The sequence below is a fragment of the Paracoccus sp. DMF genome (assembly GCF_004407025.1).
Lineage (GTDB): Bacteria > Pseudomonadota > Alphaproteobacteria > Rhodobacterales > Rhodobacteraceae > Paracoccus > Paracoccus aminovorans_B.
In genome coordinates this window covers 1-13,354 of the sequence record NZ_SOKV02000009.1, presented here as the reverse complement: position 1 = coordinate 13,354, position 13,354 = coordinate 1, and the positions used below count along the sequence as shown (strand labels likewise).

The window sequence follows — 13,354 nt, the reverse complement described above, 5'->3', positions numbered from 1 at the left end:
CATGGGCCCGAAACCCGGAAAGATCATCTGCGCCGGCCTTGGTCCGGGCGACCCCGACCTGATCTCGGTCCGTGCCGACCGGGCGATCCGGCAGGCGCGCCAGATCGCCTATTTCCGCAAGAAGGGCCGGCCGGGCCAGGCCCGCCGCATCGTGGCCGAGATGCTGGCCCCGGGCGTCATCGAGCACGCGATGGAATATCCGGTGACGGTCGAGATCCCTTTCGACAGCCCGGAATACAACCGCCTGCTGTCGGCCTTCTACGACGACTGGACCGCGCGGCTGGCGGCGCTGGCCGCGACCGGCGACGTGGTGGTGCTGTGCGAGGGCGACCCGCTGTTCTATGGCTCGTTCATGCATCTGCATGCCCGCTTGCAGGGCCTGGCCGAGGTCGAGGTGATCCCCGGCATTCCCGGCATGACCGGCTGCTGGAACGCCATCGGCCAGCCGATGACCTGGGGCGACGACGCCATGACGGTGCTGATGGGCACGCTGCCCGAGGCGGAGCTGGCCCGCCACATGCAGCAGGCGCAGGCGCTGGTGGTGATGAAGACCGGCCGCAACCTGCCCAAGATCGCCCGCGCGCTGGCGGCCTCGGGCCGCATGGCCGACGCCTGGCTGGTCGAGCGCGGCACCATGCCGAACCAGCGCGTGACCCCTCTGGCGCAGGCCGACCTGGACGCCTGCCCCTATTTCGCGACCGTGCTGGTGCATGGCAACGGCCGCCGTCCACTGGCGGATGCCGCCGAATGAGCGGCTGGGTCGCGGTCGCGGGCCTGGGCCCCGGCGCCGGGGATCTGCTCACCCCCGAGGTCGCAGCCGCGCTGGCCGAGGCGACCGACGTGGTCGGCTATATCCCCTATGTCGCCCGCATCGCGCCGCGTGCCGGGCTGGTGCTGCACCCCTCGGACAACCGCGTCGAGCTGGACCGCGCCCGCCATGCGCTGGACCTGGCCGCAGCGGGGCGACGGGTGGCGGTGGTTTCCTCGGGCGATCCGGGCGTCTTCGCCATGGCCTCGGCGCTCTTCGAGGCGCTGGAGGGGCGCGCGGATGCGCCCGAGATCCGCATCCTGCCCGGCATCACCGCCATGCTGGCGGCCGCCGCCCGGCTGGGCGCGCCGCTGGGGCATGATTTCTGCGCCATCAACCTGTCGGACAACCTGAAGCCCTGGGCCCTGATCGAGAAACGCCTGCGGCTCGCGGCGCAGGCGGATTTCGCCATGGCCTTCTACAACCCGCGCTCGCGCGCCCGCCCCGAGGGCTTTGCCCGCGTGCTGGAGATCCTGCGCGAGGAATGCGGGCCCGGGCGCCTGATCAGCTTCGCCCGCGCCGTCTCGACCCCGGACGAGGCGATCCGCACCACCACGCTGGCCGAGGCCCGCGCCGAAATGGCCGACATGCGCACCATGGTCATCCTGGGCAACAGCGCCACGCGGCGGGTCGGCCCTTGGGTCTATACGCCCCGGTCGGCGCCATGAAGCCAGGCCATCACCTCGGCCACCGTCGCCACGCTGCGGCGATGGGGCAGCGCGGGCCGGTCGATCATCACCACCGGCAGGCCCAGCTGGCGCGCGGCGGCGAGCTTGGCCTCGGCCGCGCGGCCGCCGGCATTCTTGGCGACGACATGGGCGACGGCATGGCGCTGCATCAGCGCCACGTCCCCGGCCACCGTATAGGGCCCGCGCGAGGCGATCAGCGTCGCGTCGCGCAGGGGATGGGCCGCGACCTCGGCAAAGCGCAAGAGCCAGCGGTGGTTCAGCCCGACGAAGGGCGCCAGGTTCTGCCGGCCGATGGCCAGGAACACGGTCGAGCCGTCGCCGGGCAGCGCCCGCGCCGCCGCCGCGTAATCCGCCACGCGGGTCCAGCGGTCACCGGGCTGCGGGGTCCAGGCCGGACGCTCCAGCGCGATCAGCGCCACCCCGGCCCGCGCGCAGGCAGCGATGGCATTGCGGCTCATGCCCTCGGCAAAGGGATGCGTCGCGTCGATGACATGGCTGATGCCGTTCTCGCGCAGGAACAGCAGCAGCCCCTCGACCCCGCCGAAGCCGCCGATGCGGGTCGGCAGCGGCTGCGGGGCGGGGTTCTCGGTGCGGCCGGCATAGGAGAACACCGCCTCCGTTCCGGCCTCGGACAGGGCGCGGGCCATGGCGCCGGCCTCGGTCGTGCCGCCCAGAAGAAGGATGCGCGTCATGGCTGAGCCCTGGCTGTCGATCATCGGTCTGGGCGAAGATGGACCGGCAGGTCTGACCGACGCAAGCCGCGAGGCGCTGGCCGGCGCGGAAATCGTCTTCGGCGCGCCCCGGCACCTGGCGCTGGCGGGTGTCCCCGGGCAGGCCTGGCCGGTGCCGTTTTCGGTGGCACCGCTTCTGGCGCAGCGCGGGCGGCGGGTGGCGGCGCTGGTCTCGGGCGATCCGTTCTGGCATGGCGCCGGGGCCACGCTGGCCGAGGCGCTGGCGCCCGGCGAATGGCGCGCCTATCCCGCCCCGGGCACGTTCTCGCTGGCCGCCGCCCGGCTGGGCTGGCGGCTGGAGGAGGTGGCTTGCCTGGGCCTGCACGCCGCGCCCTTCGCGCGGCTGCGCCCGCTGCTGACGCGGGGGGCGCGAGCGATCTGCCTGCTGCGCGACGGCGACGCCCCGCGCGGCCTGGCCGAATGGCTGGCAGCGCAGGGGCTGGGTGCAACGCGCATGGTGGTGCTGGAAGCCCTGGGCGGCCCGCGCGAGCGCATCCGGCAGGCGCGGGCGGACGGCTTTGCGCTGGACTGCACCGCCCCGGTCGCGGTGGCGCTGGACGGGGCGGACCTGCCGCCGGGCAGCGGCTTGCCGCGCGGCTTCGGCCTGCCCGACGACGCCTTTGCCCATGACGGCCAGATCACCCGGCAAGCGGTGCGGGCGGTGACGCTGGCGCATCTGGCGCCTCGGGTCGGGGAACTCTTGTGGGACATCGGCGGCGGCTCGGGCTCGGTCAGCGTGGAATGGTGCCTGAACGGCGGGCGCGCGGTGACGGTCGAGCCGCGGCCCGGCCGGCTGGCGAACATCGCCGCCAATATCGAGGCCTTCGGGCTGGCCGGCCGCATGCGCAGCGTCGCGGGCGCGGCGCCCGCGGCGCTGGCCGGCCTGCCCGCGCCCGATGCGATCTTCGTCGGCGGCGGGGCCAGCGCCGAGGTGATCGCCGCCCTGCCCCCGGCCCGGCTGGTCGTCAATGCCGTCACGCTGGAGACCGAGGCGCTGGTCGCGCAGCTGCACGCCCGGCTCGGCGGCCACCTGACCCGCCTGTCGGTCGAGGAGGCGGCGCCGCTCGGCCGGATGCGCGGTTGGACCCCGGCCCGCAGCGTCACCATCTGGAGCCGGCCATGAGGGTCGCGGGCCTGGGTTTCCGCAAGGCGGCCGGCACCGCCTCGCTGGCCGACGCGCTGGCCCGGGCGGGCGCCGCCGATGCGCTGGCCACCGCAACGGCCAAGGCCGAGGCGCCGGCGATCCGCACCCTGGCCGCGCAACTGGCCCTGCCGCTGCTGGCGGTCGATGTCGCGGGCCGCGCCACCCCCACCCAATCGCCGCGCGTCCGCGCGCTTTTTGCCACCGGCTCGCTGGCCGAGGCGGCGGCGCTGGCGGCGCTGGCCCCCGGCGCCCGCATCGTGACCCCCCGCGTCCTTTCGCAAGACGGCATGGCGACCTGCGCCATTGCCGAAGGAGACCCCGCATGACCGTCCATTTCATCGGCGCCGGCCCCGGTGCCGCCGACCTCATCACCCTGCGGGGGCGCGACCTGATCGCCGCCTGCCCGGTCTGCCTTTACGCCGGCAGCCTCGTGCCGCGGGCGCTGCTGAGCCATTGCCCGCCCGGCGCGCGGATCGTCAACACCGCCAGCATGGACCTGGACGCGATCGTCGCCGAGATCGCCGCCGCGCATGCCGCAGGCCATGACGTGGCGCGGCTGCATTCGGGCGACCTGTCGGTCTGGTCGGCGATGGGCGAACAGTTGCGGCGGCTGCGCGCGGCCGGCATCCCCTATGACGTGACGCCGGGCGTGCCCAGCTTCGCCGCCGCAGCCGCCGCGCTGGGGGCGGAGCTGACCCTGCCGGGCGTCGCGCAATCGGTGGTGCTGACCCGGACCTCGGGGCGCGCCTCCGCGATGCCCGAGGGTGAGACGCTGGCGAATTTCGCCGCCACCGGCGCCACGCTGGCGATCCACCTGTCGGTGCATGTGCTGGACCGCGTGCTGTCGGAACTGACCCCGCATTACGGCGCCGATTGCCCGGTCGCGGTGGTGTTCCGCGCCAGTTGGCCCGACCAGCGCATCATCCGCGCCACGCTTTCGACGCTGGACCCCGGCATCGGCGAAGGCGAGCGCACGGCGCTGATCCTGGTCGGCGCGGCCCTGGCGGCCGAGTGCTTCGACGAAAGCCGGCTTTATGCCGGCGATTACGACCGCCGCTTCCGCCCGGTCGGCACCGCGCCGCGGTTCCCGGAATGAGGGGGATTCTGGTCAGCGCGCCCGCTTCGGGCTCGGGGAAAACCACGGTCACGCTGGGGCTGATCGCGGCCCTGCGGGCACGGGGCCTCGCGGTCCAGCCGTTCAAGAGCGGGCCGGATTACATCGACCCGGCCTTTCACCGCGCGGCGGCGGGGCGCGAGTCGTTCAACCTGGACAGCTGGGCCATGGGCCGGGCGCAGATCGCGCATCTGGTCGGCAGCGCCGGGCCTGCCGATATCGCGGTGGCCGAGGGCTCGATGGGGCTTTTCGACGGGGTGGCCCGGCCGGGCGGCTGCGGCAATGGCGCCAGCGCCGACATGGCCGCGCTGACCGGCTGGCCGGTGCTGCTGGTGATCGATGCCAAGGGCCAGGCGCAATCCGCCGCCGCCGTGGCGCTGGGGTTTCGCGAGATGCGGCGCGACGTGGCGCTGGCCGGCGTGGTGCTGAACCGCACAGCCTCGCCCCGGCACGAGGCGCTGATGCGGCTCGCCTTCGACCGGCTTGCGATCCCGGTGCTGGGCGTGCTGCCGCGAGAGGCCGGGATCGAGCTGCCCGAGCGCCACCTGGGCCTGGTGCAGGCGCGCGAACATGCCGCGCTGGACGCGCTGCTGGCCCAGGCGGGCGCGGCCGCCGCCCGGCACCTGGACCTGGACGCGATCATCGCGGCGGCGCGGGGCGGCATCGCGCCCGAGCCGTTCCGTCCGCTGCCGCCGCCGGCCGAGCGCATCGCCCTGGCGCAGGACGATGCGTTTTCCTTTGTCTATCCGCATCTGATCGCCGGCTGGCGCGCGGCGGGGGCGGTGATCCTGCCCTTCTCGCCCCTGGCGGATCAGGTGCCCGACGACAGCGCCGGGGCCTGCTGGCTGCCCGGCGGCTATCCCGAACTGCACGCCGGCCGGCTGGCCTCGGCCGCGCGGTTCCGCGACGGGCTGCGGCGCTTCGCCGAGACCCGGCCGGTGCATGGCGAATGTGGCGGCTATATGGCGATGGGCGCCGGGCTGGTCGATGCGCAGGGCACGCGGCACCAGATGGCCGGGCTCTTGGGGCTGGAGACCAGCTACGCGCAGCGCCGCATGCACCTGGGCTATCGCCGGGCCATGCCGATGGGCGGGCTCTACCCGCAGCCGCTGGCGGGGCACGAGTTCCACTATGCCACCATCCTCGCCCAGCCCGACGCGCCCCTGGCCCGCGTCACCGACGCCAATGGCGATGCGGTGCCCGAGACCGGATCGCAGCGCGGCCATGCCTCGGGCAGCTTCTTCCACCTGATCGGAGAGGCGCCATGATCGAACTGACGCTGATCGGCATCGGCACCGGCAGCCCCGGCCACCTGACCCGCGACGGCATCGCGGCCATGGCGGCGGCCGACCTTATCCTGATCCCCGCGAAGGGCGGGGACAAGGCCGACCTGGCGCAGCTGCGCCAGGCGCTGGTCCGGCGCGTGCTGGCCAGCCCGCCGCCCATGGCGCTGTTCGAGATGCCCGCCCGCGAGGCGAAACACGGCTATCGCCAGGGCGTCGAGGCCTGGCACGACGCCATCGCCGAGCAGTGGGAAAAGGTCATCCGCAGCCATGGCGCCATCCGCCCGGCGCTGCTGGTCTGGGGCGATCCCTCGCTTTACGACAGCACGCTGCGCATCGCCGGGCGCGTGGCGCGCCGCCTGCCGCTGACCCTGCGCGTCATTCCCGGCATCACCGCGATCCAGGCGCTTTGCGCCGCGCATGCCATCCCGCTGAACGCGGTCGCCGAGCCGGTCACCATCACCACCGGCCGGCAGATCCGCGACCACGGCTGGCCCCCCGGCACCGACCGCGCCGTGGTCATGCTGGACGGGGATTGCGCGTTCCAGAGCCTCGACCCCGAGGGGGTGCAGATCTGGTGGGGCGCCTTCCTGGGCATGCCCGAGGAGCTGCTGATCGCCGGCCCCCTGGCCGAGGCCGGCCCGCGCATCCTGGCCGCCCGCGCCAGGGCCCGCGCCGCACATGGCTGGATCATGGACATCTATCTGCTGCAACGCAGCCGGCCGGCAGGTTGAAAAGCCGCCGCCCATGCCCGCGTGGAGGGAGGAGACGCGGGCATGAACGGCGGTCTGCCATGAAGACCCCGTGCGGCCCGGGGTAGACGGGGGATGCGGCCCCGTCCTCCTCAGGTTGCGCCGCAATGCAGCATCAGGCAAGCAAAACCGTCCGCAGACCCGACTGCCGCGCGCCGCTGCCCGGATTTTGCGCAAAACCCGGCACCCACGGCCCAAAAAGCCGGAGGAAGGGCGCGGTTCTTCACGGAATCGGCATTGCAGCCGCGTTGGCAGAACCGGCCGGTTGTGCGACGCTTGGCCGACGCGCGCCTTTGAAAATGCAGCCGAAAGCCACATGAAAGGAATTGATATGCGCCTGATCCTCGCCGCCGCGCTGGCCACGATGCCGCTGGCCGCCATCGCCCAGGACGACGACCCGATCCACCAAGCCATCGAGGCCCGCCACGGCTTCTATCAGATGCTGGCGATCAACATGGGCATGCTTTCGGGCATGGCCAAGGGCGACGTTGCCTATGACGAGGCCGCGGCCAGCCGCGCCGCCGCCAATATCGAGGCGCTGACCCATTACGACCTGCCCAGCCTGTTCATCGAGGGCAGCGCCCATGGCCAGGCCGAGGACAGCGCCGCCAAGCCCGCGATCTGGACCGACATGGACGAGTTCCGCGCCAAGTTCGCCGGGCTGCAAGAGGCCGCGACCGGCGCCTCGGAGGCGGTGAAGGGCGGCGCGGCGAATGTCGGGCCGGTGGTGCAGAAGCTGGGCGGCGCCTGCAAGGCCTGCCACGACAATTTCCGCGAAAAGAGCTGATGCCGGGGCCGGTGCGAGAGGTCCGGCTGTGGGACCCGCTGTTGCGCGGGTTCCACTGGCTCTTGGCGTTTTTCGTCACCGCCGGCTGGTGCCTGGGCCAGTTCGGCCCCGCCAAGATGACGCTGCATTTCTGGTGCGGCTATGTCGTGGCGGGGCTTTTGCTGTTCCGGCTGCTCTGGGGCTTTGTCGGCCCGGCGCCGGCGCGGTTCTCGCATTTCATCCGCGGACCTGGCGCCATCGCCGGCTATATGCGCGGCATGTTCCTGCGCGAGCCCAGCCACTGGCCCGGCCACAACCCGCTGGGCGCGCTGTCGGTGATCGCCATGCTGGCGGTGCTGGCGGCGCAGGTCAGCAGCGGCCTGATCTCGGACCCGGACGACTATATCAACGTCGGGCCGCTGGCCTCCTCTGTCAGCAGCGCCACGCGCGCCAAGGCGGTGGGCTGGCACGGTTTGGGCGCCAACCTGATCCTGCTGCTGGTGGTGCTGCACATCGGGGTGATCCTGTTCTATCGCTTCTGGAAGCGCGAGGATCTGGTCCGGCCGATGCTGACCGGGGTGAAGCAGGTGCGCGACCGCGAATCGTGATTTGTTCGAATCGCCCCTGCGTGTCAGCCTGATGCCGTGCAAGCGAGAAAAGGAGAACGCGAGATGATCCGCAAGACCGCCGCCGTTGCCTTGGTGCTGGTGGTGACGGCGCTGCCGGCCCTGGCCGATTGCCCGGGCCACAAGGTGAAACAGGACCAGTCGGCCCAGACCCAGACCGAACGGCCGGTGCTGCCGCAGACCACCAACAGCTAGGCGGGGAATTTCCCCCGCCCTGGCTCAGTTGAACCTGTTGTCGCGCGGGAAGCCGCGCGGCGCCATGTAGCCCGTGCCGGCCCGCTTGCCCAGCCATTCGGTCAGGTCGGGCTCGGTCCTCGTGCGGCCACCGCTTTCCTGCCAGCGCAGCCCTTCGGCCAGGGTGATGCAGATCGCATCCGACAGGCCGCCGTCCTTGTATTTCTGCAACCGCACGCCCTTGCCGCGGCCCATCTCGGGCAGCTCGTCCAAGGGGAAGACCAGCAGCTTGCGGTTGTCGCCCACCACCGCGACATGGTCGCCGGTGACGGGACGGCACAGCGCGGCCTCGCCATTCAGCACCTGCTTGCCGGCGCGGGTCTGCGCCAGAATGTCGGCGGCCGGCACGATGAAGCCGTCCCCGGCCTTCGAGGCGACCAGCCAGCGCCCCTCGCGCCAGGGGAACATGGCGATCACGCCGGCGTCGTTCGGCAGGTCGATCATCAGCCGCAGGGGCTCGCCCATGCCGCGGCCGCCGGGCAGGTTGTTCGCCGGCAGGGTATAGAAGCGGCCGTTGGCGCCGAAGACCATCAGCTTGTCGGTGGTCTCGGCGTGGAAGGCCATGAAGGGGCCGTCGCCGTCCTTGAACTTGACCTCGGCATCCAGCGGCTGGTGGCCCTTCATGGCGCGGATCCAGCCCATCTTGGACAGGATCACCGTGACCGGCTCGCGCTCGATCATCGAATCCATGTCGATCTCGGCCACCTCGCCGGCCTCGCCGATCTCGGTGCGGCGCTGGCCGCCGGGGGCGGATTTGCCGAATTTCGTCCGCGTCTCGCGCAATTCGCCAGCGATGCGGCCCCATTGCGCCGATTCATCCGCCAGCATCGCCATCAGCTCGGCCCGCTCGGCGGTCAGGGTCTCGTGCTCGGTGCGCAGCTCCATTTCCTCGAGCCGGCGCAGCGCGCGCAGGCGCATGTTCAGGATCGCCTCGACCTGCACCTCGGACAGCCGGAACTCGGCCATCATCACCGCCTTGGGCTCGTCCTCGTGGCGGATGATCTCGATCACCCGGTCGAGGTTCAGGAAGGCGATCATATAGCCCTCCAGCACCTCGAGCCGCGCCGCGATCTTGTCGAGCCGGTGGTTCGAGCGGCGCAAGAGCACCTCGCGCCGGTGGTCGAGGAAGGCGCGCAGCACCTCTTTCAGCGAGCAGACCTTGGGCACGCGGCCGTCGATCAGCACGTTCATGTTCAGGCCGAAGCGCACTTCCAGGTCGCTGACCCGGAACAACGCCGCCATCAGCTGCTCGGGGTCCACGGCGCGGGTGCGCGGCTCCAGCACGATGCGGATGTCCTCGGCCGATTCGTCGCGGACATCGGCCAGGATCGGCACCTTCTTCAGCTGGATCACCTCGGCGAGCCGCTCGATCAGCTTGGATTTCTGCACCTGATAGGGGATCTCGGTCACGACCACCTGCCAGTTGCCGCGGCCCAGGTCCTCGACCGACCAGCGCGCGCGCAGGCGCAGGCTGCCGCGGCCGGTGCGGTAGGCCTCGGCGATCACCTCGCGCGATTCGACCAGCACGCCGCCGGTCGGGAAATCCGGGCCGGGAATGATGGAAACCAGCGTCTCGTCGCGCGCATCCGGCGCCTTGATCAGATGCAGGCAGGCGTCGATGACCTCGTGCAGGTTGTGCGGCGGCACGTTGGTCGCCATGCCCACCGCGATGCCGCTGGCGCCGTTGCACAAGAGGTTCGGAAAGGCCGCCGGCAGCACGATGGGCTCTTCCAGCGTGCCGTCGTAGTTCGGGCGGAAATCGACCGCATTCTCGGCCAGGCCCTCCATCAGCGCCTCGGCGGCGGCGGTCAGGCGGGCCTCGGTATAGCGGCTGGCGGCGGGGTTGTCGCCGTCGATATTGCCGAAGTTGCCCTGCCCGTCCACCAGTGGATAGCGCATGGCGAAGGGCTGGGCGAGCCGCGCCATGGCGTCATAGATCGCCGCGTCGCCGTGGGGGTGATAGTTGCCCATCACGTCGCCGCTGATCTTGGCCGATTTGCGGAACGCGCCGCTGGGCGACAGCCGCAGCTCGCGCATGGCGAACAGGATGCGGCGATGCACCGGCTTCAGCCCGTCGCGGGCATCGGGCAGCGCCCGGTTCATGATCGTCGACAGCGCATAGGTCAGGTAGCGCTCGCCGATGGCGCGCGACAGCGGCTCGGAGCTGGTCTGATCGGGCTGAACCGGATCGGAGGTGTTCGGATCGTCTGACATGGCCGACAAATAGGCCCGCCGCCCGCGCCGGTCCAGCCGGAAATGCGCGGCTTGCGCGAAGCCCCGCCATGCCCCAGAACAGCCGCAAAAACCGGAGGCGCGATGAAGACCGTCCTGATCACCGGCTGCTCCTCGGGCATCGGCCTCGACGCGGCGCATCACCTGCGCGACCGTGGCTGGCGGGTGATCCCGACCTGCCGCCGCGAGGCGGATCTCGAGGCCCGCCGTGCCGAGGGCTTCCAGCCCCTGCACCTGGAACTGGCCGATGAGGACAGCGTGGCCCGCTGCGCCGAGGCGGCAGCGGCGCAGGGCGTGACGGCGCTGGTCAACAATGCCGCCTTCGCCATTCCCGGCGCCGCCGAGGACCTGCCGCGCGGCGCCCTGCGCGCGATCTTCGAGGCGAATCTGTTCGGCACCCACGACCTGACCACGCGGCTGCTCCCGCATTTCCGCACGCAGGGCGGGCGGGTGGTGAATATCTCCTCCGTGCTGGGGCTGGTCGGCATCCCCTGGCGCGGCGCCTATGTGGCGACGAAATTCGCGCTGGAAGGGCTGACCGACGTGCTGCGCGTCGAGATGGCCGACACGCCGGTCAAGATCGTGCTGATCGAGCCCGGCCCCATCGGCACGAAGATCCGCCTGAACTCGATCCCGCACTTCGAGCGGTGGATCGACTGGCGCGACAGCCCGCGCCGCGCCCAATACGAAGCCAGCCTGCTGAAACGGCTCTATGAACCGGCGGCGAAGAAGGATCGTTTCGAGCTGCCGCCCCGCGCCGTCAGCGAAAGGATCGCGCTGGCGCTGGAATCGGCGAACCCGCGCCCGCGCTATTACGTCACCACGCCCACGCATGTCTCGGGCATCGGCCGGCGGCTGCTTTCGACGCGCGCACTGGACTGGTTCGCGCGGCGCAGCTAGTGTCAGCGCCGAAAAGGGGCCCGCGATGCGAAACGATCCGCTGTTCTACCTGCTGATGATCTGCTGCCTCGCGGTGGTGGTGATCCTCGCCACCGGCATCGGCGGCTTCGCCAAGGGCGGCGAGTTCAACCGCAAGCACGGCAACCGCATGATGCGCTGGCGCATCATCGCCCAGGCCGTCGCCATCGCCGTCTTCCTGCTGTACCTCTGGGCCCGCAGCAAGTGATGGGGAGCAAGTGATGGTCGTCCTGAACAAGATCTATACCCGCACCGGCGACAAGGGCGAGACCGCGCTCTCGAACGGCGAGCGCGTGCCCAAGGATTCGCTGCGGGTCGAGGCCTATGGCACCGTGGACGAGCTGAACGCCACGCTGGGCCTGGCGCGGCTGCACGCGACGGGCGCGCTGGCCGAACGCATCGCGGTGATCCAGAACGACCTGTTCGACCTTGGCGCCGACCTGTCGCGCCCGCGCATGGAGGAAGACGCCGAGGCGCCCTATCCGGTGCTGCGCATCATCGACGCCCAGGTCACGCGGCTGGAAGCGGAAATCGACGCGATGAACGCCGATCTGTCGCCGCTGCGCAGCTTCATCCTGCCCGGCGGCAGCGCGCTTTCGGCACATCTGCACCTGTCGCGCACCGTGGCGCGCCGTGCGGAACGCGCCGCCGTGACGCTTTCGGCCGCCGAGGGCGCCAATCCGGCCGCCGTGAAATATCTCAACCGCCTGTCGGACTGGCTGTTCGTGGCGGGGCGCGTCGCCAATGAAAACGGCGCGCAGGATATCCTGTGGGTTCCAGGAGCCAGCCGTTAGCGGCAACGTCGGGGAATGAAAATGTAACGACACGTCCTGGTCGTTTTTCCCCTGTCAATGCTGTTCTCGGCCCGCTAACAAAACCCCCGAACAGGTGACGCAACCAAGGGGAAGAGGCTGATGAAGGTTCTCGTGCCAGTGAAGCGCGTGATCGACTACAACGTGAAGGCCCGAGTGAAGGCTGACGGCACGGGTGTCGATCTTGCGAATGTGAAGATGTCGATGAACCCGTTCGACGAGATCGCGGTCGAGGAGGCGATCCGGCTGAAGGAGAAGGGCCAGGCCTCCGAGGTCATCGCCGTTTCCATCGGCGTCAAGCAGGCCCAGGAGACGCTGCGCACCGCGCTCGCCATGGGCGCCGACCGGGCGATCCTGGTCGTCGCCGCCGAGGACGTGCAGACCGACATCGAGCCCCTGGCGGTGGCGAAGATCCTTGCCGCGGTCGCGAAAGCCGAGGGCACCGAGCTGATCATCGCCGGCAAGCAGGCGATCGACAACGACATGAACGCCACCGGGCAGATGCTGGCGGCGATCCTGGGCTGGGGCCAGGCGGCCTTTGCCTCGAAGCTGGAGCTCGAGGGCGGCAAGGCCAAGGTCACGCGCGAGGTCGACGGCGGGTTGCAGACCATCGAGGTGGCGCTGCCGGCGGTGGTCACCGCCGACCTGCGGCTCAATGAGCCGCGCTATGCCAGCCTGCCGAACATCATGAAGGCCAAGAAGAAGCCGCTCGATGAAAAGACCCCGGGCGACTACGGCGTCGACGTCGCGCCGCGCCTGGAAGTGGTCTCGGTGCGCGAGCCCGAGGGCCGCAAGGCCGGCATCCGGGTCGGCTCGGTCGACGAGCTGGTGTCGAAACTGAAAGAAGCGGGGGTGATCTGATGGCCGTTCTTCTGTTGGGTGAAGTCACCGATGGCGCGCTGAACCGCGACGCGACCGCCAAGGCGGTGCATGCGGTCAAGGCTCTGGGCGATGTGACCGTGCTGGTGGCGGGCGCGCAGGCGCAAGCCGCCGCGGCCGAGGCCGCGACGATCGCCGGCGTGTCGAAGGTGCTGGTGGCGGAGAATGCGCTCTACGGCCACCGCCTGGCCGAGCCGACCGCGGCGCTGATCGTCGGCCTCGCCGGCGACTACAGCCACATTGCCGCCCCGGCGACGACCGATGCCAAGAACATCCTGCCGCGCGTCGCGGCGCTCTTGGACGTGATGGTGCTGTCGGATGTCTCGGCGGTCATCGACGCCGAGACCTTCGAGCGCCCGATCTATG

The 13,354-nt window shown here is 71.0% G+C and carries 16 protein-coding genes and 1 pseudogene; 15 read left to right on the top strand and 2 right to left on the bottom strand.

Annotated features, from left to right (window positions below):
* Position 1: 1 nt before the first annotated feature.
* The gene (locus tag E3D03_RS07270; protein ID WP_411969802.1) at positions 2-751 is read left to right on the top strand and encodes a precorrin-2 C(20)-methyltransferase; all 750 of its coding nucleotides are present in this window, start codon (positions 2-4) and stop codon (positions 749-751) included.
* Positions 748-1,476 carry a precorrin-3B C(17)-methyltransferase gene (cobJ, locus tag E3D03_RS07265; protein WP_263566409.1) on the top strand — a complete coding sequence of 243 codons (729 nt, stop codon included), beginning with the start codon at positions 748-750 and terminating at the stop codon, positions 1,474-1,476. The genes E3D03_RS07270 and cobJ overlap by 4 nt, the downstream gene beginning before the upstream one ends.
* Here cobJ and E3D03_RS07260 read toward each other — a convergent pair.
* A complete protein-coding gene (locus tag E3D03_RS07260; protein WP_263566408.1) occupies positions 1,452-2,189 on the bottom strand; it encodes a cobalt-precorrin-6A reductase in 738 nt (245 codons plus the stop codon). The genes cobJ and E3D03_RS07260 overlap by 25 nt on opposite strands.
* On the opposite strand from E3D03_RS07260, the gene cbiE reads away from it, so the two are divergent.
* The 8 genes from cbiE to E3D03_RS07220 all read left to right on the top strand — a co-directional run bounded on the left by cbiE (position 2,188) and on the right by E3D03_RS07220 (position 8,108).
* The gene (cbiE, locus tag E3D03_RS07255; RefSeq protein WP_263566407.1) at positions 2,188-3,351 is read left to right on the top strand and encodes a precorrin-6y C5,15-methyltransferase (decarboxylating) subunit CbiE; all 1,164 of its coding nucleotides are present in this window, start codon (positions 2,188-2,190) and stop codon (positions 3,349-3,351) included. The two genes, E3D03_RS07260 and cbiE, sit on opposite strands and share 2 nt — an antisense overlap.
* A complete protein-coding gene (locus tag E3D03_RS07250) occupies positions 3,348-3,698 on the top strand; it encodes a cobalamin biosynthesis protein (RefSeq protein WP_263566406.1) in 351 nt (116 codons plus the stop codon). Before cbiE ends, E3D03_RS07250 begins: the two co-directional genes overlap by 4 nt.
* Positions 3,695-4,468, top strand: a complete 774-nt coding sequence (gene cobM / locus E3D03_RS07245; protein WP_263566405.1) for a precorrin-4 C(11)-methyltransferase — start codon at positions 3,695-3,697, stop codon at positions 4,466-4,468. Before E3D03_RS07250 ends, cobM begins: the two co-directional genes overlap by 4 nt.
* Positions 4,465-5,754: a cobyrinate a,c-diamide synthase gene (locus E3D03_RS07240; RefSeq protein ID WP_263566404.1), complete on the top strand. Its 1,290-nt coding sequence runs from the start codon at positions 4,465-4,467 to the stop codon at positions 5,752-5,754. Before cobM ends, E3D03_RS07240 begins: the two co-directional genes overlap by 4 nt.
* Positions 5,751-6,503: a precorrin-6A synthase (deacetylating) gene (gene cobF / locus E3D03_RS07235; protein WP_263566403.1), complete on the top strand. Its 753-nt coding sequence runs from the start codon at positions 5,751-5,753 to the stop codon at positions 6,501-6,503. Before E3D03_RS07240 ends, cobF begins: the two co-directional genes overlap by 4 nt.
* 349 nt (positions 6,504-6,852) lie before the next feature.
* Entirely contained in the window at positions 6,853-7,308 is a 456-nt protein-coding gene (locus E3D03_RS07230) for a c-type cytochrome (RefSeq protein ID WP_263566402.1), read from the top strand.
* Entirely contained in the window at positions 7,308-7,895 is a 588-nt protein-coding gene (locus E3D03_RS07225; protein WP_062561406.1) for a cytochrome b/b6 domain-containing protein, read from the top strand. The genes E3D03_RS07230 and E3D03_RS07225 overlap by 1 nt, the downstream gene beginning before the upstream one ends.
* 63 nt (positions 7,896-7,958) lie before the next feature.
* Positions 7,959-8,108, top strand: a complete 150-nt coding sequence (locus E3D03_RS07220; protein ID WP_156429097.1) for a hypothetical protein — start codon at positions 7,959-7,961, stop codon at positions 8,106-8,108.
* 24 nt (positions 8,109-8,132) lie between these two features.
* Here the strand turns inward: E3D03_RS07220 and parC are convergent, their stop codons facing one another.
* Positions 8,133-10,361: a DNA topoisomerase IV subunit A gene (gene parC, locus E3D03_RS07215; protein ID WP_263566401.1), complete on the bottom strand. Its 2,229-nt coding sequence runs from the start codon at positions 10,359-10,361 to the stop codon at positions 8,133-8,135.
* A 102-nt stretch (positions 10,362-10,463) separates the two neighbouring features.
* Here parC and E3D03_RS07210 point away from each other — a divergent pair, with 102 nt between their 5' ends.
* The 5 genes and pseudogenes from E3D03_RS07210 to E3D03_RS07190 all read left to right on the top strand — a co-directional run.
* On the top strand, positions 10,464-11,279 hold the full coding sequence (locus tag E3D03_RS07210; RefSeq protein ID WP_263566400.1) for an SDR family NAD(P)-dependent oxidoreductase: 816 nt from the start codon (positions 10,464-10,466) through the stop codon (positions 11,277-11,279).
* 25 nt (positions 11,280-11,304) lie between these two features.
* Positions 11,305-11,505: a twin transmembrane helix small protein gene (locus tag E3D03_RS07205; RefSeq protein WP_263566399.1), complete on the top strand. Its 201-nt coding sequence runs from the start codon at positions 11,305-11,307 to the stop codon at positions 11,503-11,505.
* A 13-nt stretch (positions 11,506-11,518) separates the two neighbouring features.
* The gene (locus tag E3D03_RS07200) at positions 11,519-12,091 is read left to right on the top strand and encodes a cob(I)yrinic acid a,c-diamide adenosyltransferase (RefSeq protein WP_062561409.1); all 573 of its coding nucleotides are present in this window, start codon (positions 11,519-11,521) and stop codon (positions 12,089-12,091) included.
* Positions 12,092-12,211: 120 nt separating this feature from the next.
* The gene (locus E3D03_RS07195; RefSeq protein WP_263566398.1) at positions 12,212-12,970 is read left to right on the top strand and encodes an electron transfer flavoprotein subunit beta/FixA family protein; all 759 of its coding nucleotides are present in this window, start codon (positions 12,212-12,214) and stop codon (positions 12,968-12,970) included.
* Positions 12,970-13,354 (top strand): annotated as a pseudogene (locus tag E3D03_RS07190) (electron transfer flavoprotein subunit alpha/FixB family protein); the annotation flags it as partial. The gene E3D03_RS07195 and the pseudogene E3D03_RS07190, both read left to right, overlap by 1 nt.